The organism is Neptuniibacter sp. QD37_11, assembly GCF_047778105.1.
Lineage (GTDB): Bacteria > Pseudomonadota > Gammaproteobacteria > Pseudomonadales > Balneatricaceae > Neptuniibacter.
The window spans coordinates 836727-854821 of the sequence record NZ_CP180554.1 but is presented as its reverse complement, the minus strand read 5'-3'; the positions used below and the strand labels follow the sequence as shown (position 1 = coordinate 854821).

Sequence of the window (18095 nt, the reverse complement as noted above, 5' to 3'; positions counted from 1 at the left end):
TAGAATTTTCGCTATTTTTGCCTTTTTTATGCTATAATCATGATTATGAACAAATTAACGGCCAAAGACTTTAAAAATGTGCGGCTTGGTGTCATTGAAATGACGCTAAATCAGCGTGCTGCCTGCGAAGTTTTCCCCCTGCCGCGCTTAGATGGCGCGGGTGTGGAGATCGTTTTTTCTTGCAGTCTTAAAGATATTAACGTTTACGAACGCGACTTGCTACATAAAGTCTTCCCCTCTGACCTTTCAGGAGAGCCCTACATTGAGTTTTCTGACATCCTTCAGCAGCATGATTTAGAGGAGCTTAGTCTCTCAGCTGGCAATATAAAAGGGATACAAGCAAAACAGCGCGTTCTTTATATAGATGATATTGTTGGCACCCTGCAGGATATGCACAGCTTCTACTGTGAACCCATCAAGGATGTTAAGAAACCGCCTTCCACAACAAGGGAACAGGACTTATCTATCGATGCACTAGATAATATAAGGAAAAATAATAAACCAATCCCCTCTGATGCTTTTGATGGCCCCCCTTCCGTCAAAACCAACGCTCTAGTTGCAAAGGCATTTTCCCTACTTGAAAAGCAAAACAGCGTTCAACTTGAGTCCAGCGCGCCACAGGCGTCATCAACCCATTCACAGAAACAAAAGCGCCCGCTAAATAGCGGGCACGAGATTGACATTCACGTCTAACTCTTACTTTTGCTCTTCCTTATTGAGGCCGAGGATCTCCACAATCTGCTCTGCCTTCATGTAAGATGCTAGTAACTCACCTGTCTCAAACATCATTGCCGGTGTACCCTTAGCACCTAAACGAATGCCAACATCCTTATGCTTGGCAATAACGTCTGCACACTCTGCCACACCTGCCTCTGCGGTTCTCTCACCCTGCGGCAATGCTTTAAACTCAGCCAACTTTGCAGCCTTATCGTCCGCGCACCATATAGCCTGCATCGCCTCAGTTGAATTTCCTTGGAATGGCAGCGCAGCATACTTAACCGTCACACCTGCCTTGTTCAGCGCAGGCACTTCATTGTGGAACATACGGCAATATGGGCAATTAACGTCTGTAAATACAATGATTTCCGCCTTCTGATTTTTAGCCGGGAATGTCACCAGATTGGTCATTTCGGCCATAATAGCCTTATTGATTGGCGCGTCACGCTCTGCTGTCAGGTTACGCTCCGTTTCAATATCCATGACCGCAATATCACCTGCCTGCCCAGTCATAATGATGTGCTTCTTATCACGATCAATCAGAATATGAGAGCCATCCATCATTCGCACCTCATATAGACCATTTACACCTGACTTACCCACATTCTCTAGCTTCACATGAGGAAATTTGCCCTCAAGGAAATTTTGGATTTCTACCGCACCGGAAATAGTATCCGCAAATACAGTAGAGGACATCATCAGTGCCGCAGCTGCAATAATTTTTTTCATAAACATTGTTTCCTATTATTGTTGGATATGTAACGCATTTAAGATTTCGGGCGACAAGCGCTTCGCAGCTGGAAGTGCCAGCACAGCAGCTTGAAGCAATACTGCATCTTCATCGCTCGCCCGAAGATGAACCGTTGATGGCTTCTCCATTTCAATAAACGAAAATGGACCTGACTCCCGCTGCTTTTGCTCAACAAAGGCTTCCAAAGCCTCATAGAATTCATCAGTCAGCTCAAGACCTCGATCGACACCATCGATAGTGAAAGTTCCCCTAATGGCGCCAGAGCCTGCTTTTGATAAGTATGCCAGCTTCATCGGCTTACCTGAGCAGGTAGCCTCCAATGTAATCTTAAGCACCACTTTATGCGTCAGATGGGTTAAATACTGCTGAGTTCCGCGCATGAAGTCAAGAGGGCCACTCAGGCCCAAATCGGATATCACTTCTTTTAACATTTATTTATCCTAGTATGATCTTGTCACATTTTCCAAAAACTATAACATAAATAAATACCAATGCAAGTTCCGAAGCATGTTGAGCTTACTTTGGATTAGCGAGCACAAGCCGCCTCCATATGTAGCTCATTTTTAATGTGATTACTCACAGCTAATAGTGTTCCTATCATAGTGTTATAGCAAAGGGGTTGCTCACCTACATGCTCTACCACCACATCCTCCACGCTTTGCTCCCACCCTTGACGCTGTCTTGCCCAGCCTTCAGATCCGAGAATGCGCTTATAATCGTCCACGCTGAGACGGATGTCATCACTATCACGTAAGACACTCATTGCTGTTTCACGCATGCGAGGGTGCGCTTGCAAGTTTTTCTCCAGCATCCAGAGGTAGTTATCTCGCTGCTCTTTGGAATACCTAGGATTAACAGCCCGATACAGTGTTTGCTTTACTGACTTTTCTGCACCCTGTTTGGCTAAGCTATCAGCCCATAGATTCCCGATTTGGGCCCGACTCGCGCCTGCCGCTATTAAGTCATCATAAGATGCGCTCTCACACAGCGCGTCGACCTGATGCGCCTTAACCTTAATGACATTGAGTGAAATCTTGCCTTCAAGCCCCTTAACGACACTGCCAATCTCTTTCCAGAGTTTGATTTGTCGCATCTCCTTCCGGGTATTTCTATCGTAGTCTCGCAATGAGCTACCTTCCAACTCACAAAATTGACTCAAATATTGCTGTAAATTGGCCAATCTCACAATCACATCTGCACAGTCTGTGTGTAGCTTAATCTCCACGCCAACAGGCAATCCTTTTTTACGATACACATCTTTTAAACTGGAAATTTCCTTACGCTCGACCAATGCTGATGATAGCGCGTGGATCTGCTCATCCAGAGAAGGCGCTTTAGCTTCAGGATCAGACATCTTAAGTATCTTTTTTTCCTGCAAAAGGCCTTTAAGCTCATTAACTTTAATCATACTGTCCACTTTTATTAAAGCTTCAAGTGTTGCCTTAACTTCAACTTGGGCAGCATTGTGATTGCCGTGCGCATCGTAACGTTGGGCCTTTGGGGTATTTTGCTGCTCCCGCATCATTACATAGCCCCATCCACTGAAACCCTTACCATCTGCCTCAGACAGATAGGAGGACCCGTCAGTGTAAACCTCAAGAGCAGGTATGTTTTGCTTGTCTGTTTCTGTAGTTAAGATAGTCTGTTGAGCCCCTTCCGACACATCAGTATCCCTATACCCTTCCTGCTTATATAGTGCAGCGTCCATTCTGCGACCTTGGGATCTCAGGAGATTCGCCATACTCAACTCCAAATGCTACAATTAGATTTATTATAACATTTATTTATAATTAGGGCTATCAATAGCGCAGGACTACGATAATGATAAAAATAATGACGTTTGACTCTTTAACATTAAGTGCGAGCCTAACTGTGAACGGCGAAGCCGTAATGGTCATACCCCCCTATCATCAGGAAAACAGCTTTGCTTTGGATGAGGACTTGTCGCACTTGAAGTACCCAATGTCGAGTTTTGAGAATTGGGCTGATGCTACACTGTACCTGCAAGCGATCAGGCTCTCATTTGTTATATCCGAATTTGACAAGGTTATGTCGTACAAAGACCCTAATCACAGAAATTTTACCCTATCGCAGTGTGTTCCTTACATCATGGACCACCTGAGAAGTAAAATTGGCATCGAACCACTGGCGCATCAGAATCTTAAGTTACTTGCTGCTTGCAAACTATTCTTACCTCTATCAGAAGAGCAGTGCGAAGAGATTGATGAACTTTGCTATGAGCATTCACCAGAAGAACTTGAATCTTCATTTCAACGAATAAGTATGGAGCCTAACAATCAGATCTCTGCCCTAAAAGGCATCTTGCTTCTCCATATTGCCCAGCGTAGAACATATTGGGATGAAGCAGAGGTCAATATGGTTGCACTCATGTATCTACGAAAGCATCTTGACTTCTCCTCTCAGGAGGTGGCGATGATTGATGCTTTATTTAGCCAGCTTTCTGAATCCGCGAAAATTAATGCATGGAAAGAACGTAAAGAAGAAAATAGTAAAGTTAAAGGCTGGCAGAAAAGGACGCCTCGTGAAAATTTTACAAAAGCATCTGGCCGTGCCCGCAAGAATTAACTTATTTAAGTGAACTTGTTCACTCCCTGTATTCCTACGTTTGCTATTCTAAAACTGTAGGCAAAATGATTTCTTGAACATGTTATTTCCAGTTTTAGACCCCGCATTGCGGGGTTTTTTTTACCTATTTATAAATAGTGTGAAGAACTTCACTCCATGAGATCATGAGTTAAGTATTATTAAATTGTAGGCAAATAAATGATTTCTTGAACATGTTACTCCGTTACTTAGGCCCCATACTACCAGTTAGGGGCCTTTTTTTATGCATCGGTTTCTATGCCAATGGAGAAACCCTTCAGTTTCACCTTACCCTCTCGCTCCAATTCCTTTACCAAATTGTTTGCATGCTCACGCGTACAACCCACCATTCGACCCAATTCATGCCGTGTTTTCTTGGTATAGACCCACCCATTCTCTGTATCTGCAGAGGGCAAGCTCGCGAGAGCCTTTAACTTGATGAACAGCCGCTCTTTCGTTGAATTATTTACAAAATAGGAGGCATTCGAGGTCGTATCTGCAATGCGCGATGCCATCTGCTCACAGATGAGGGTAATGGGTGCGATATCATCTTCGATATAGTGCATGAATTGGGGATAGGTCATCTCAGCCACATGCAGTTCACTCTCAGCCACCAGTGTCGCTGAACGTAACTTTTCCTTTCCAAACAACCCCATTTCACCAACAAACAAGCCCGGTGGAATTGTGGCAACGATAAATTCCTCACCAGCTTGGTTTATGAGTGACACTGATACGCACCCGGAAATAATATAGAAAAGGCTCATGGCTTCCTCGCCCTGCACTACAAAAGCCTGATTTTTCGGGATTTTCTTTATTTTTGCACTATCAATAAATGCGCGCAGCTCTGGCTTCATGACGGCCACCTTAATTATTATAACGATATTGTATATGAGCTATTCTACTGAATCAATATGACATAAGACCCACCTTCGCTTGACCTACGGAAAAAAATCATTAGACTTTATTCTGCAGACCCTTTCTATCGGTTACATAGGTTATTGAATGAAGATTTCATGCAGTGGTTCCGGTCGTAGCTTACATTTTTCACATAAAGCACGTTTCTCGGTAATTTTTTGTGAATCAGATCACGAAGCACAACACATCAAGGATGAGCTACATTTTTTCCACAATGTGGACCTTGATTCCATTCACATTCTTAGGGATGTAGAAACGCTTCCTTACGATACAGAGTCACCCAGCGCAGAGATAATCTCTGAGCGCGGCAAGATACTTCACGCGCTAGCAACGCAAAACCTGCCTAGATGCTTAATTATTTCCGTCCCTGCGGCTATGCGCAGGTTTAGCCAACCATCTTTCTGGACTGAAAGCACAATTACACTAAAGATCGGCGATGGTTTTGACTCAGTCCGTGTCAAAGAGCAGCTTAAAAAGATTGGCTACATACAGCAGAACAACGCTGCAGATTTTGGCGACTTTACTATACGCAATAATCGTTTTGATGTGGTACCTCTGGGTTCCGAAGATGCCTACCGCATCTTCATTGACGATCAAAACACTATCTATGACATTAAAGTATTAAACACATCCTCTCAACTTTCTGGGAAGTCTGTTGGGACGATCAATATCTTACCCCGTCAGGAATTCCCGATTTGTGAAGCTGCGATTAAAGAGTTTGCTAGAAATTGGCGAGCTACCCTCTCTGATGTTTCTGATATTCCCGCCTTTAAGCACCCTATTTACAGCGCTGTCAGAGAAGGCCTGTTACCATCAGGTATTGAATACTATCAGGCATTTTTCACCACATCGGCCACTATTGCAGAATACCTACCTAAGAACGCAAACATATCCTTCTACGGGAATTGCGAGGCCGTCGCTGATCAGCTTTACAATACCGCTCTTGAACGCTTCACTTATATGTCCTCAGTGGACCCCTGTATCGTCCCTGTGGATCTATTGTGGCAAGCTCCAACGTATTTCGCATCGGATCGCCTAAAGAAAAGCAATTACATCTCTGAGTTTCCAGATCTCGAAGCTAAAACTACGGGCAACAGTGTATCTCGTTGCGATACACTTAATGACACTATCAGTATGCTGCGGCCTGCCGTTGCTGATTTTAACAAAGTTCTTTTCTGCGCCAATACTGAGTCACGTGTCGAACATATACAACTGATTTGCAAGCTTCTCGGCAAGAAAGCCGAGGTGGTTGCTAACTGGGCCGAATGCCAATCTGCTGATGACGGTATCTATATTACACTTGGTCAGTTACACACTGGCTTTAAAGACCCAGCTTCATCCTTGCTTGTCATAACCGAAGCAGAGGTATTTGGTGAGGCAATTCTTCAGAAATCGTTTGATGGCGACGACACGGACAATGATGTTTATAGCTTCATTGAAGATCTTAAATCCCTTAAGCCGGGAGACCCGCTTGTACACCTCAGTTACGGCGTAGGGCGCTACAAGAGCCTTGGCATGTACAACCTGCAAGGAGTTGAGAAAGAGTACCTCACAATCAGCTATGCAGAAGATGCAACCGCTTATGTCCCTATGTCAGACCTTCATCTTGTTTCGTCCTATAGCGGCATCGATAATGAGAAGGCTCCTTTGGATAAGATGGGTTCTGAGAAGTGGCTGAAAGGATTAAATGACAGTTCTTCCAACATCGCCGACACTGCCCAACTCCTAATTAAACTACATGCGGCCAGAGATGCTGAGCAAGGGATTTCATTCGAAGAACCAGATTACCAGTTTGAGCGCTTCTGTCATGAGTTCCCCTTTCAGGATACGCCCGATCAGCGACGCGCTGTTTCTGACATTATTGCCGACATGACCAGTCCGCGTCCGATGGACAGACTCGTTGCGGGCGATGTTGGCTTTGGCAAAACAGAGGTCGCTATGCGGGCAGCCTTCCTCGCAGTACAAAGCGGGAAGCAAGTCGCTATTATAGTACCGACACTCCTATTAGCTAAGCAGCATGTTGAGTCATTCAGAAAACGTTTCAGTCTTTTCAAAATTGAAATTGAAGAAATGACGCGCTTTGACAATAAGAGTGAAGAAAGAGCCGCTTTAGCCAGACTGATTTCAGGCGAAGCTAAAATTGTCATTGGGACACACAAGATTATTCAAGATAGCGTTAAATTCAACAATCTAGGCCTCCTGATTATTGATGAAGAGCATCGCTTTGGCGTTAAACAGAAAGAAGCTTTACGTGCCAAGCGTGGAAAGCTTGACGTTTTAGCTATGACTGCAACACCCATCCCACGTACATTGAGCTCTACCATGCATGGCATAAAGGATATGAGTGTATTGGCTACACCCCCTGCCAAGCGACTTTCTATCCGCACCTCGGCAATCCAGTGGGATGAGGACACTATTCAATTAGCGGTCCAGCGTGAACGTGCTCGTAACGGCCAAATCTTCTTCCTCCATAATCGTGTTGAAACCATTGAAGAAGCGGCGGAGCGCATTCAGATTGCAGCGCCCAATGAGCGTGTTCGCTTTGCACATGGTCAAATGTCAGATGTTGAACTTGAGGAAATTATGAGTGCCTTTTATAGGCATGAGTTTGACATTCTTGTCTCAACAACAATCATTGAAACCGGTATTGACGTACCTAATGCTAATACCATTATCATAGATGATGCTGACAAACTTGGCCTTGCGCAGCTACACCAGCTAAGGGGGCGTGTTGGTCGAAGTAACCACCAAGCTTATTGCTACCTTATCTCTTCAGGCTCAGAGAGTGAAGCAGGCTCTAAGCGACTCAAAGCTATGGAAGAGGTCAGTGCTCTGGGTGAAGGCTTTATCCTTGCCAATCATGACCTTGAGATACGTGGTGCCGGTGAAATCCTTGGTGAAGAACAGAGTGGCCATATCACCAAGATTGGATTTGGACTTTATCTGCGTCTTCTTGAGCGCGCTGTTGAACAGCTTAAAGCAGGAAAATCCATTATAGAGGCTCTCAAGCCACAGGACCCTGCAGAAATCCAACTTTCCCTCTCCGGCTATATCCCTCAAACCTACATTGAGCACGATATTGATCGCCTGTCATTCTATAAACGCTTGACCTCGGCTTCGACACCCCAAGAGATCGATCAACTCGAAGCAGAACTTGAAGACCGCTTTGGTGAAGTTCCTTTGGAAACCTTCCAGCTAATCATCATCAATCAATTACGCGCCCTTATGCACACTATTGGCATTAAGAAATTGGTGGCGGGTGCTGAGGATGGTTATCTCGAGTTTGAAAAAGACAATCAAGTTGAAATGGAAAAAGTACTGATGCTGTTGGCACGTCGAGACTCTGGCTTCAGCTATATAGACAATAAACTCAAGTTCAGTAAGCCCGTTCCCAATGTGCTGCCTGATCGCATAGAGATGCTTTTTGAAACACTAGGTGCTATCGCAAAATAAGACCCTAAAAAGGGGGCTAAACGCCCCCTTTTTATCACACACCCAATATCCTCAAGCCCCAATCAACTAGCAATTTGCCAAATAAAATAACCGTAAACAGTATTACAATGACTGACGGAATCAACATTGGGTAATCTGCCTGTGTAAGCTTCCTACTCAATACCGAATGATATGGGTTTTTCGGGTTGTAATATACCCTAACCATCATACCATCCCATTTATCTACAGGGGTTTCATCATCAATATTGAGGATGTACTTTATCAAGGCAGGCTCAGCATTGGGCTGTGCGTGATCAAATACATCGTTCGTATACGGAATATCGTTAACCGTATAGTTATACGTCACTGTTGTCTTCTTGTTTCCATAGATGTCTGACTCCTGTTGAACATCAAAGATACGCCCGGCAACATAAGGCCACTTCCTTGCTGCCAGTAGCGTGAGCTCTGTCTTACCATAAGTGATCGCTAGAACGCACATTACAGCCAACATCAGCATGTACAGACCCATCAAAGAGTCGCCATCAGGCATGACACCCGTCGCCGGATACTCTCTAAACGCATAGCCCAGTGCAACCAAGAGCACCATTGCTGAAAATATACCTAGTTTCTTCATTTGACCCTCTTATGTCATATTATATTCTAGTGTTCGCGTCTTTCCACGAATACGCTGCTTCCAAAATTCGTGATTCTCATCCCTAATTGCAGATAAAAGAAGCACCTGTGCAACATCAATATTGATACTGCCCTCTCGACTATCGGTACACCACTCCCGCATTCGGGATAGTAACTTATCCCTACCCATACGATACTGAGCCGTATTATAAGCCGCTACAACATTAGCCCCCTTGTTTAGCTCATCCAAAGTCTGGTCCGTCAACAATGTTTCAAGCTCAATTTCCCGAATGATGCAGCCGTTATATTTTTCAGAGACCTGTCGGGCAAGCACACTAAACACAGGATCACCTAGAGAAGATGGCTCTACGAACTCCACTTCCCAACGTGTCAATCCAAACTCTTTTTTAATACTAAATTTTAATGGATGGTAAACTTTCATCAGTACATCAGACATAGCCAACAGAACATTATCTGTCGCAAAGCACGCTACACTCTCTTTCTGTGCATACCGCTCAGAAACAAAGAAAAATATCCCACCTTTCGATTGCATTCGGCTTGCCTGTTTATTAATATTTGTTATATTAAAACATAAACCATTGATCCGAGCAAGCTACTACCATGATTATAGATCTTCAGCATTTAAAGACATACTACGATTTACTTGCAAGCCTCTATATCGTGATCACCGGCCTCTGTATAGGCAGCTTCATCAATGTGTGGATTTTTCGTGGCGCTAACGCCAAACTTAACCTGTACCCAAGTCTCCCTAAGGACCTTACAACCCCCTCTACCTGCCCCAATTGCGGCGTTAAAATTCCATTTTATCTTAACGTGCCAGTATTAGGCTATATTGCACTCAGAGGAAAAACAGCGTGCTGTAAACAGCCATACTCGCCACAATACCTGCTGCTTGAGCTGTCCGTTGGCATCCTTTATTATTTATGTTATATTATGTCAAATAATTTTATAGAGCTGATTGCAGGCTTTGTCTTTATTGCATGCCTAGTAGTCTACGTGGGCCAGAAGCGTTTAGGGCATCATAGTCTTAATCTGATTCTCATTACAGCCAGCTCTGCTGCTTTATTTACTCTCGTGAGGCTCTACTACTAATGGTTCTTTTTCTACAGCGATTTGTCGGCTTTTCCATATTAGCGCTATTGCTTTGGGGCGTGGTCTGCCTTCTTCCTTTTTTTATATCACCAGAATTGAAGCCCATATACCCATCAAACAGCAACGACCTATCCAGTTACGAAAACCTACTTGAACAGGGGTGCAGCCCGGATGCATGCATTGACCAGTGGTCGAGAACATTTCATCAGGAGTCAAAGTTTAGCACCCTACGTACAATCTTTGCCTCAACCAGTGAGGGTCACTCAGACCTACACCTGCTGTTTAAATCAGCAAAGGACAGCGAAGTAAGTCGCACAGTTTACCAGCTTTATCATGATCTCCTACCGCTTGTAGGCGAAAACCTAACGATAGTAGGCTACTATCTTGACACCCCCGGAAGCAAAAAGTTTGACCTTAATTGGTACTTCGAACAAAGTCGCCAACTTAACATGCCGCGACCACTGTTCGATGCGGCTATCCGCCTAAATCACAAAGATGATATTTCAGTCACATCAGCTAGAGGAAAACTACTCTCTCTTTATGATACTCAACAGGCTGATATTACCAACGAAGTTTACAAAAACATGAAGGTTATCGATTTTAAAGAGGTCAAGACCGACTACCTCAAACTTTACACTTACCTGCTCTCATCATTTAACGAGTTTCAACACACAAGAGATGGCTACAGCTGGTTGGATATTGAAAGTATTGACCAGACCCAGAAAACTGAAATTCTCATTCCTCTTACATTCACTTCTGTTGAGCGTCTCGACAAAATTGCCTCCGGTATTGACAAGAAAGTTTCAGTCCAGCAATTGAAAACCGTTGTATCTGATTGGCTTCACGCAGCCTTCTTAAGATCTGATAAGTATCACAACATCTACACTCTCAGATTTTTACACCCCAAAACCCAAGAGATCGTTTTTACTATAGGCGATTAAGGATCTAATATGCTTAAACTACGACTTAACTTACTTCTAGCCGCAGGTATTGCACTGACATGTCTACCATCTTATGCTGATATTGAAACAGAATCCTCAGCTATTTCTAGCGCACCTACTGAAGCCAAGCAGCCCCCTGCTACTCCAGTTTCACTTATCACTCTGGCAAACCTGCATACAGGTGAAGCCGACCAAGTAAACCCCAAAACTCTCTCGCAAGAGGAGGGTTTACGCTACTTACCTAAAGAGCCCATCATCGTAGAGCTGTATAACACCTACAACAATACGGAGTTAAGCCCTTTTGAAGCCTTAATGGCAACGTACTCTGATATCCTGCAGGCAAATACTGTAGCGACCCCTGATTGATTCATGTTATAATTAACTTAACGGTTTAAGGAACGGAGCTAGTCATGTTCGCCGCATTTCAGAAGGGTAAGGCAATCATACACGGTGATTACCAATACATTCTTTTTGACAAGGTATATCGACGTCAGGCAGGTAAAAATAAGCCCTACAAGGAGGTGGATCACCTGTCAGTTATGGATCTTATAAATTCCATTCCACCGGACTCCAATAATGCACCTGAACTAACTAATGTCTTGCCTGTTAAGGACCGACTAAACTCTTTAATAGAGTTCCACAATCAATACAAACAGGCAGACATCATACCTCATGAATTTATGCGCCCTGACGGTACGCAGATTGAACATGAGGGAACTTTAGATGCATCAGGCATGTATATAGGTCATGCCACATATGCCTCTTACGATCTAGAGGATGGGAAGGATTCAGTTGGCACCATCATTAGCATTTGGCATATCATGAAAAATGAAGAGCTTATCGGCACGGTTTTTGGACCAGCAATTGCCGAGGATGGCCGCACCTTCAAACCCTGCTTCAACATTAATGCACCCAAGTACGGCCTGTTAATGAATGATCCACTCCCCGCTAATGAACCACAGACGCCTGTGAAAACCCATAATTCACGAGCCCATGAGGCTGACTCGCTTGATTTTTGAAGGCATCAATTTCACATTCAACCCACTGCAGTTCTTTATCTGCCAGCACTCCGGGGCCTTGTTTTAATGCCTTAGCAGGGCTTAAGTGATCCATTTGACCCGTTACTGCATAATATGAGCGATAGACGCGCACCTCAACATCCTTGATCTCAATAATTTGAACTTCAAAAATTTTATCATCCTCTGTCTTGGCATTTACCAACACAACCTCAGATACTTCGGCCTTCCCATAAAGCTCTTTAGCACGCTGGATCAGGCTTTCATTTGCAGCCATAGGATCTTGAGGGAGCTCTATGGGCGCATAGACACCGCTATTACCCTCTACGGCAATATGCACACGTGCGAATAAGAACGGCCTCCTGCAGCCCCATACCTTCATTCCCTTAGAGCACAATGCCATAAACGCTTTATTCATTTGTAAGTCCTGTAATCAATACATCCTTATGTATAGCAAAAAAACATAATAAGTCAAATTACCGGTTCACCATGAAATTAATTTGCTATATAATATATCCAAACAATAAGGAATAATTTATGTCACTAGTACCCATGGTTATTGAAACCACCGCACATGGTGAGCGGGCTTTTGATATCTTTTCTCGCCTCCTGAAAGAGCGTGTTATCCACCTAACCGGCCCAATTACAGATGACTTAGCACATTTGGTCTGCGCTCAGCTGCTTTATCTTGAAGCAGAGAACCCTGAAAAAGATATTCACTTGTATATCAACAGTCCCGGCGGCAGCGTTACTGCCGGTCTTAGTATCTATGACACTATGCAGCACATCAAACCATCCGTTTCTACAATGTGCTTAGGTCAAGCGGCCTCCATGGGTGCGTTCCTGCTAAACGCTGGGGCCAAAGGTAAGCGCTTCAGCCTACCTAATGCACGCATCATGATTCATCAACCACTGGGTGGGTACAGCGGTCAAGCTTCTGACATTGAAATCCATACTAAGGAAATCTTATTCCTGCGCTCCCGGCTGAACACCCTCATGGCAAAGCACTGTGGGCAGCCCATCGAGACAATTGAACGTGACACTGATCGCGATAACTTTATGGATTCTGAGACTGCTATGGCTTATGGGATTGTCGATGACGTATTGTGGCCTAAACACCCATAGCACACTTGCGATTTCCCAATAAGTTTATTATTATATCAATAATAACAAAGGGGCCTTTGCAGCATGCACACCATTTCAAATTATGAGCTTTTGACCTGTGACGGGAAGTTCCTCGTCCTATCTAAGGAATTGCTTGAAAGAATTGATGCCAAGTTTGCAAAGGCCACCCTGACCGCAAATGGACTAGAGCTCATCGATGAAGAGAATACCTTTGTTCTCAAAAATATTCCCGAAGCCTCACAAGAGATCCTCACCAATCAGGAATTTGTTGAACTTCTTGTTCCCGCCCCAAAAGGCTGGGGTGCTTACTACATCCCTTTCAGTTCAGATAGGTAACAAACCTGATCACCAAAGTTTCTAACACCCACTACTGTCTTTACACCCTGTTGATCAAGTAAGAGCTCTGGGTTGATGAGTTTTGCTAACTCACCAGAAATAATGAAATGGTTTTTTGGACAGATTTCCTGCAAGCGCTGCGTGTAATTTACATCACTCCCCATAAGGGTATATTGCCGTCGATCAACACCCAAGACTCCTCCATAAACATCCCCCAAGTGAAGTGCGCACGTTAACGGGTACCGCTCCCCCAATGAAAGGTCACACCTGAAGTCATTAAGATGTTTAATTAGCTTTGGATACATAGCGCTAAGCTCAACATCATCAATACTTGTGCTGTAAAAGAAAATCCCATCCCCCCTGTAACTATCCACCTCAAAACCAAGTGCTAACATACCCTTTGCCAGTGAGGAAAGGTAGTTATTTACCGACCGCACTGCCTCAATCGACTGATCCTTATGCATCATATCTGTGAATCCACTAATATCAACAAAGCCAAGCAATGTCTGCTTTTCAAGGGTGAATTCTTCTGCCTCTGCACTACCGATTTTCAAGGAAAGGCTTCGACTAACATGGCGCTCCAGATCCTTGTTTAACGCGCGAATACGATTTCGCTGCATCCTGACCTTATCACTGTACCGACGCAGCAGTTCAGTTCTTCGATAACCTTCTCGCGCAACTATAGCGAGATACATGATATAAAGTGCACCAGTGAGAAGATCCACCCATGTGAACACAATAGGTTGATATGTTATTTTGATAGCAGAGTTAAGTGCGGAAGGAATTAGAATTAAAGATAATGACCCAATAACCATCAACCCACCCCTACTCCCACTATGGATAACGGTCGTCATCAATAAGGAAGCAATAATTAAAGCAGAAGGCACGATGCTGAATTCAATCAGGACAATACTCACGGCAACCAACGTGGCATCGAGTATGTATGTCACATAATTAAACAATGGAGAACGATTAAATCTGGGTTTATGTGCTAACGTCTGTATTGAATGTGGGATCACCAACAGGGCTGGTATCAACGCCATTACACTAAATGAATACGCCCCATATGTTTGACCCATAACAAGGCTACAAGCAGCCAGCAAGTAACAAACTGTCCGCTCGCGATAGATTGATGTGGCTCTCACACGCCTTATACCCGTGAATGCCGGTATTTGTTGAATACGGCAAGTTCAGTCTGCCTATCAAGGTAGCGCAGCCAAAAGTCACTCATGAAGCTAGATTTGGTAGAGATGTAACAGCCGTAAGTCATATCGGGAGCGTTACCGGAACGGTGCTTTATCGCGATACGGCATCGCAAGGGCCATTCCATAACACTATCTTTGGCAAAGACAGTTAATGGGTACTCCGTACCGACACTTAATTGCAGATCACCTATAATTGTCATACCTTCCCGCGAAATATTTTCAAGGGTTACCGTATGCTGCTTATCATCAACTACAATTAGGGCGGTCCAGTTTTGCTCAAAACGTGGGAACCGCCTGTTTTCAAAGGCGCTCATGTGAAGTAATTCTCATATATTTTTATTTATTATATAAGAAATAGAAAAATTATCAAGATTCAATCACATCATCCAAGGAGCAAATGCCAAGCACCAAGCCACCTGCGCGCCGCCACTAGCGGACACTCTCTTCTTCTTTATATTGTATGAACACAACTGTGATTTTGCCGGGGCGCAACCACAGTGATTACTTAGGATTGACGCGGGACCTTCGTTAGCCACCTGTAAATAGCAAATGAACAATCTCTTGGCAGGATTATCCATATCACGCATCATCTGACTCCTTGTAGCTTTCTTGTCCATCCGTTCTTTCGGGGCGAAGTTATGCCCCCGATCCACACCGGGATCTGTGAAGCACCCAAATTCACCTGCATTTGCTGCAAATGGGATAAAGAAAGCTAAAATAAAACACAAAAGCTTAGCGCGCATAAAGTTCACCATTAATTTTTATTATAGTAATAAATTAATTCTACCCTTTATTGCGCACTAATCAAGCATTTATGCTGCTTTCTCTTTTGACAGGGCGTACGCTTCGTCCAACCCGGCAATGACGGCCAGTAGGTAGTCGCGCTCAATCCCTTCAACCATGCCCTTAAAGAGCCTAAACCCCTCTTCCTTGTATTCCAGTATTGGATCTTTCTGGACAAAGGTACGCCAACCCACACTGTTACGTAATTCATCAAGTGTTTCAAGATGCTGTCGCCATTTTGCATCTGCAACCTGAAGGAATACCGTGCTTAAGACCGCATTGGCCATCGCGGGGTTAGACACTTGCTGCATTCGTGCATTCAATTTACCCACAATACCCTGCGCTACCATATTGACCAGCGCCTCTTCGGTCTCGCACGCATTCATCGATGCGACAGGAAGATCGATAGCCATCTGCGACATAAGGAATTCATTCAGCTCTTTCAGCTTCCACGCTTCATCAAACGAGTCTTCTGGTACATAATCACGAATAATTTTTGTCAGTCCCTCATGAATCCACGGCTGAACATCTGTTGATGGTGCCTCAGAGTAGAATACTTCATCCCGCATGCCATAAAAGGTTAAGCGCTGCTCATTTAACACATCATCATAAGATAAAAGCGCCTTACGCATTTTAGAGTTCTCTTCCTCCAAGCGGATCTGCGCATCTGCTACACCCTTGTTAGCCATTCGATGCTCGATCGCGCTGGACGGGTCTGCACCAAGCCCCTCAAAGAGACCTATTAGCTTGTCTGCACCAAATTTTTTCATGATCTCATCCTGCAGAGAGACATAAAAGACACTCTCTCCCACATCCCCCTGACGGCCAGCACGACCTCGAAGCTGATCATCCACCCTACGGCTCTCATGACGCTCTGTACCTACTACTAGCAGGCCACCAGCTGCAATCACAGCGCTCTTTTCCGTTTCTACATCATGGTTCTCATCGACAGGGTGCTCCGGATCACCCCCTAAAAGGATGTCCGTCCCTCGACCTGCCATATTGGTGATAATTGTAACTGCACCCAAACGGCCTGCTTGTGCGATGATACCCGCCTCAGCCTCATGATGTTTGGCATTCAGTACATTAAACCTAACGTTCGCCTTCGTAAGCAATGACGCCATAATTTCTGATTGCTCTACTGAAGCTGTTCCTACCAATACCGGCTGTGATCGCTTATGTGCAGCAGCAATGCGGGTTACGGCGGCTTTCAGCTTCGCCTCTTCATACAAGAAGATTTGATCCTTATGGTCGATCCTTACAAACGGCTTATTAGGTGGGATCTGGATAACGTTCAATCCATAAACACTATGCAGTTCTGCGGCTTCAGACATGGCCGTACCTGTCATTCCCGACATCTTCTGATAAAGCCTGAAGAAGTTCTGTTTGGTGATTGAGCCAATAGACTTGGTATCGGGCTTAACTTCGACACCCTCTTTAATCTCAACCGCCTGATGCAGGCCATCGCCCCATCGACTACCGTAACCTAGACGACCGGTTCCTTGATCAATAATTATGACTTCTCCATTTAGAACGACATAATCAACATCCTTCTTCATCATCTTCTGGGCACATAAAGCCTTATCGAAGCCATGGTAGATCGCCAACCCATCACCTGTATACAGCTCCGAAGGCGTGGTGATCATATTAGCCTTAACAAGGAGTCCTTCCAGTTTGGATGCGCCTGTATCCGTCAACAACACAGATAGACCTGTATTGGAAACCAATACATCAACGTCTGTGCGATGCTTCGTGTCTTTATCTTCAAAATCTGCCACGTCTGAAGTGAATTCTTTTGCCCACACACTCAGCTGTTGGTGCAATTCCAGATCGGACTCTGTATCGATGTTTAATGCCATAGGCTTACGTGCATCATCGATCAATACGCTATCAGCCTCGTCAACAATCACAAATTCTCGCGTTGCTGGAACAACCATATCAACGGAATGTACAACGTTATTCCTCAGGTAATCCAACGAGAGCTCTTTACTCGTTGAATAGGTGATGTGGCCATTGTATGCAGCCTGTCGGCCTTCGGTTGGTGTTTCTGTTACGATGCAATTTACTGTGTAGCCTGCAAATTCCGCAACGGGCTTCATGAACTCAGCATCACGCGCGGCTAGGTAATCATTGACTGTTACGATGTGGGTTTTAATTCCTTTTGTAGCTTGAATTAACGAAGCTATAGCCGCAACTAGCGTTTTACCCTCGCCGGTTTTCATTTCTGAAATATATCCATCTATGAGCGCCTGAGCCCCCATAAGCTGTACATTATAAGCGATTAAACCCGTAGCACGGAACGTAATCTCTTTTGCCAAGGCCAGTCCGAAAGCAGCGTCTTTTGGCTCACTCCCAAAAGCAATAAATTGTGCTTTAAGCTCTTCATCCGAATAGGTGCCAGCCTGTTCCGCATACCCTGCCGCCTTACCAGCCAGCTTATTGTACACGCCCAACTGACGATTATGCCGCCTGTTAAGAATTTTCTTTAGCATGAATAAACCTTCTTATTTTTCCATTAGTATAA

Annotated in this window: 20 protein-coding genes; 9 read left to right on the top strand and 11 right to left on the bottom strand. The window is 44.4% G+C overall.

Annotation, left to right across the window (positions count from 1 at the left end; all coding sequences use genetic code 11):
- The first annotated feature begins 39 nt into the window (after positions 1 to 39).
- On the top strand, positions 40 to 693 hold the full coding sequence (locus ACMXYT_RS22825) for a hypothetical protein (RefSeq protein ID WP_415912719.1): 654 nt from the start codon (positions 40 to 42) through the stop codon (positions 691 to 693).
- A 3-nt stretch (positions 694 to 696) separates the two neighbouring features.
- Here the strand turns inward: ACMXYT_RS22825 and ACMXYT_RS22820 are convergent, their stop codons facing one another.
- The 3 genes from ACMXYT_RS22820 to ACMXYT_RS22810 form a co-directional block, all read right to left on the bottom strand.
- Entirely contained in the window at positions 697 to 1446 is a 750-nt protein-coding gene (locus ACMXYT_RS22820) for a DsbC family protein (protein ID WP_415912718.1), read from the bottom strand.
- A gap of 15 nt (positions 1447 to 1461) precedes the next feature.
- Complete coding sequence (locus ACMXYT_RS22815; protein ID WP_415912717.1) at positions 1462 to 1899, bottom strand: hypothetical protein; 438 nt, start codon at positions 1897 to 1899, stop codon at positions 1462 to 1464.
- Between the two features lie 95 nt (positions 1900 to 1994).
- Positions 1995 to 3209, bottom strand: coding sequence for a hypothetical protein (locus ACMXYT_RS22810; protein WP_415912716.1), 1215 nt, complete (start codon positions 3207 to 3209; stop codon positions 1995 to 1997).
- Positions 3210 to 3301: 92 nt separating this feature from the next.
- On the opposite strand from ACMXYT_RS22810, the gene ACMXYT_RS22805 reads away from it, so the two are divergent.
- On the top strand, positions 3302 to 4054 hold the full coding sequence (locus tag ACMXYT_RS22805; protein ID WP_415912715.1) for a hypothetical protein: 753 nt from the start codon (positions 3302 to 3304) through the stop codon (positions 4052 to 4054).
- 260 nt (positions 4055 to 4314) lie between these two features.
- Here the strand turns inward: ACMXYT_RS22805 and ACMXYT_RS22800 are convergent, their stop codons facing one another.
- A complete protein-coding gene (locus ACMXYT_RS22800) occupies positions 4315 to 4926 on the bottom strand; it encodes a cyclic nucleotide-binding domain-containing protein (protein WP_415912714.1) in 612 nt (203 codons plus the stop codon).
- A 148-nt stretch (positions 4927 to 5074) separates the two neighbouring features.
- Between ACMXYT_RS22800 and mfd the strand changes: the two genes are divergently transcribed.
- A complete protein-coding gene (gene mfd, locus ACMXYT_RS22795; protein WP_415912713.1) occupies positions 5075 to 8440 on the top strand; it encodes a transcription-repair coupling factor in 3366 nt (1121 codons plus the stop codon).
- A 34-nt stretch (positions 8441 to 8474) separates the two neighbouring features.
- Here mfd and ACMXYT_RS22790 read toward each other — a convergent pair whose 3' ends face one another.
- Both ACMXYT_RS22790 and ACMXYT_RS22785 read right to left on the bottom strand, forming a co-directional pair.
- Positions 8475 to 9053 (bottom strand): DUF3592 domain-containing protein, encoded by a 579-nt coding sequence (locus ACMXYT_RS22790; RefSeq protein ID WP_415912712.1) that lies wholly within the window; start codon positions 9051 to 9053, stop codon positions 8475 to 8477.
- Between the two features lie 9 nt (positions 9054 to 9062).
- Positions 9063 to 9605: a hypothetical protein gene (locus ACMXYT_RS22785; protein WP_415912711.1), complete on the bottom strand. Its 543-nt coding sequence runs from the start codon at positions 9603 to 9605 to the stop codon at positions 9063 to 9065.
- A 68-nt stretch (positions 9606 to 9673) separates the two neighbouring features.
- On the opposite strand from ACMXYT_RS22785, the gene ACMXYT_RS22780 reads away from it, so the two are divergent.
- From ACMXYT_RS22780 to ACMXYT_RS22765, 4 genes are read left to right on the top strand one after another with little or no spacing between them, the layout of a single operon-like run.
- Positions 9674 to 10165, top strand: a complete 492-nt coding sequence (locus tag ACMXYT_RS22780) for a prepilin peptidase (protein WP_415912710.1) — start codon at positions 9674 to 9676, stop codon at positions 10163 to 10165.
- Positions 10165 to 11106: a hypothetical protein gene (locus ACMXYT_RS22775; protein WP_415912709.1), complete on the top strand. Its 942-nt coding sequence runs from the start codon at positions 10165 to 10167 to the stop codon at positions 11104 to 11106. Before ACMXYT_RS22780 ends, ACMXYT_RS22775 begins: the two co-directional genes overlap by 1 nt.
- 9 nt (positions 11107 to 11115) lie before the next feature.
- Entirely contained in the window at positions 11116 to 11472 is a 357-nt protein-coding gene (locus tag ACMXYT_RS22770; RefSeq protein ID WP_415912708.1) for a hypothetical protein, read from the top strand.
- 44 nt (positions 11473 to 11516) lie between these two features.
- Entirely contained in the window at positions 11517 to 12125 is a 609-nt protein-coding gene (locus ACMXYT_RS22765; RefSeq protein ID WP_415912707.1) for a hypothetical protein, read from the top strand.
- Here the strand turns inward: ACMXYT_RS22765 and ACMXYT_RS22760 are convergent.
- The gene (locus tag ACMXYT_RS22760) at positions 12055 to 12540 is read right to left on the bottom strand and encodes a hypothetical protein (protein WP_415912706.1); all 486 of its coding nucleotides are present in this window, start codon (positions 12538 to 12540) and stop codon (positions 12055 to 12057) included. The genes ACMXYT_RS22765 and ACMXYT_RS22760 overlap by 71 nt on opposite strands.
- Before the next feature lie 119 nt (positions 12541 to 12659).
- On the opposite strand from ACMXYT_RS22760, the gene clpP reads away from it, so the two are divergent.
- Together clpP and ACMXYT_RS22750 are read left to right on the top strand one after the other, a co-directional pair.
- Positions 12660 to 13247 (top strand): ATP-dependent Clp endopeptidase proteolytic subunit ClpP, encoded by a 588-nt coding sequence (gene clpP, locus ACMXYT_RS22755; protein ID WP_415912705.1) that lies wholly within the window; start codon positions 12660 to 12662, stop codon positions 13245 to 13247.
- Positions 13248 to 13310: 63 nt separating this feature from the next.
- The gene (locus ACMXYT_RS22750) at positions 13311 to 13583 is read left to right on the top strand and encodes a hypothetical protein (protein ID WP_415912704.1); all 273 of its coding nucleotides are present in this window, start codon (positions 13311 to 13313) and stop codon (positions 13581 to 13583) included.
- Here ACMXYT_RS22750 and ACMXYT_RS22745 read toward each other — a convergent pair.
- The 4 genes from ACMXYT_RS22745 to secA all read right to left on the bottom strand — a co-directional run bounded on the left by ACMXYT_RS22745 (position 13556) and on the right by secA (position 18063).
- On the bottom strand, positions 13556 to 14728 hold the full coding sequence (locus tag ACMXYT_RS22745; protein WP_415912703.1) for an adenylate/guanylate cyclase domain-containing protein: 1173 nt from the start codon (positions 14726 to 14728) through the stop codon (positions 13556 to 13558). The two genes, ACMXYT_RS22750 and ACMXYT_RS22745, sit on opposite strands and share 28 nt — an antisense overlap.
- A 5-nt stretch (positions 14729 to 14733) precedes the next feature.
- Positions 14734 to 15102, bottom strand: coding sequence for a PilZ domain-containing protein (locus ACMXYT_RS22740; RefSeq protein ID WP_415912702.1), 369 nt, complete (start codon positions 15100 to 15102; stop codon positions 14734 to 14736).
- 63 nt (positions 15103 to 15165) lie between these two features.
- Positions 15166 to 15531, bottom strand: a complete 366-nt coding sequence (locus tag ACMXYT_RS22735; RefSeq protein ID WP_415912701.1) for a hypothetical protein — start codon at positions 15529 to 15531, stop codon at positions 15166 to 15168.
- Positions 15532 to 15600: 69 nt separating this feature from the next.
- Positions 15601 to 18063: a preprotein translocase subunit SecA gene (gene secA, locus ACMXYT_RS22730; protein ID WP_415912700.1), complete on the bottom strand. Its 2463-nt coding sequence runs from the start codon at positions 18061 to 18063 to the stop codon at positions 15601 to 15603.
- Between the last annotated feature and the right edge of the window lie 32 nt (positions 18064 to 18095).

Coding starts and splice junctions, on each gene's coding strand:
- ACMXYT_RS22790 (WP_415912712.1), bottom strand. CDS start 9,053: ATGAAGAAACTAGGTATATTTTCAGCAATGGTGCTCTTGGTTGCACTG.
- ACMXYT_RS22825 (WP_415912719.1), top strand. CDS start 40: ATGATTATGAACAAATTAACGGCCAAAGACTTTAAAAATGTGCGGCTT.
- ACMXYT_RS22740 (WP_415912702.1), bottom strand. CDS start 15,102: ATGAGCGCCTTTGAAAACAGGCGGTTCCCACGTTTTGAGCAAAACTGG.
- ACMXYT_RS22800 (WP_415912714.1), bottom strand. CDS start 4,926: ATGAAGCCAGAGCTGCGCGCATTTATTGATAGTGCAAAAATAAAGAAA.
- ACMXYT_RS22815 (WP_415912717.1), bottom strand. CDS start 1,899: ATGTTAAAAGAAGTGATATCCGATTTGGGCCTGAGTGGCCCTCTTGAC.
- ACMXYT_RS22765 (WP_415912707.1), top strand. CDS start 11,517: ATGTTCGCCGCATTTCAGAAGGGTAAGGCAATCATACACGGTGATTAC.
- ACMXYT_RS22735 (WP_415912701.1), bottom strand. CDS start 15,531: ATGCGCGCTAAGCTTTTGTGTTTTATTTTAGCTTTCTTTATCCCATTT.
- ACMXYT_RS22775 (WP_415912709.1), top strand. CDS start 10,165: ATGGTTCTTTTTCTACAGCGATTTGTCGGCTTTTCCATATTAGCGCTA.
- ACMXYT_RS22750 (WP_415912704.1), top strand. CDS start 13,311: ATGCACACCATTTCAAATTATGAGCTTTTGACCTGTGACGGGAAGTTC.
- mfd (WP_415912713.1), top strand. CDS start 5,075: ATGAAGATTTCATGCAGTGGTTCCGGTCGTAGCTTACATTTTTCACAT.
- secA (WP_415912700.1), bottom strand. CDS start 18,063: ATGCTAAAGAAAATTCTTAACAGGCGGCATAATCGTCAGTTGGGCGTG.
- ACMXYT_RS22770 (WP_415912708.1), top strand. CDS start 11,116: ATGCTTAAACTACGACTTAACTTACTTCTAGCCGCAGGTATTGCACTG.
- ACMXYT_RS22780 (WP_415912710.1), top strand. CDS start 9,674: ATGATTATAGATCTTCAGCATTTAAAGACATACTACGATTTACTTGCA.
- ACMXYT_RS22810 (WP_415912716.1), bottom strand. CDS start 3,209: ATGGCGAATCTCCTGAGATCCCAAGGTCGCAGAATGGACGCTGCACTA.
- ACMXYT_RS22820 (WP_415912718.1), bottom strand. CDS start 1,446: ATGAAAAAAATTATTGCAGCTGCGGCACTGATGATGTCCTCTACTGTA.
- ACMXYT_RS22760 (WP_415912706.1), bottom strand. CDS start 12,540: ATGAATAAAGCGTTTATGGCATTGTGCTCTAAGGGAATGAAGGTATGG.
- ACMXYT_RS22805 (WP_415912715.1), top strand. CDS start 3,302: ATGACGTTTGACTCTTTAACATTAAGTGCGAGCCTAACTGTGAACGGC.
- clpP (WP_415912705.1), top strand. CDS start 12,660: ATGTCACTAGTACCCATGGTTATTGAAACCACCGCACATGGTGAGCGG.
- ACMXYT_RS22785 (WP_415912711.1), bottom strand. CDS start 9,605: ATGCAATCGAAAGGTGGGATATTTTTCTTTGTTTCTGAGCGGTATGCA.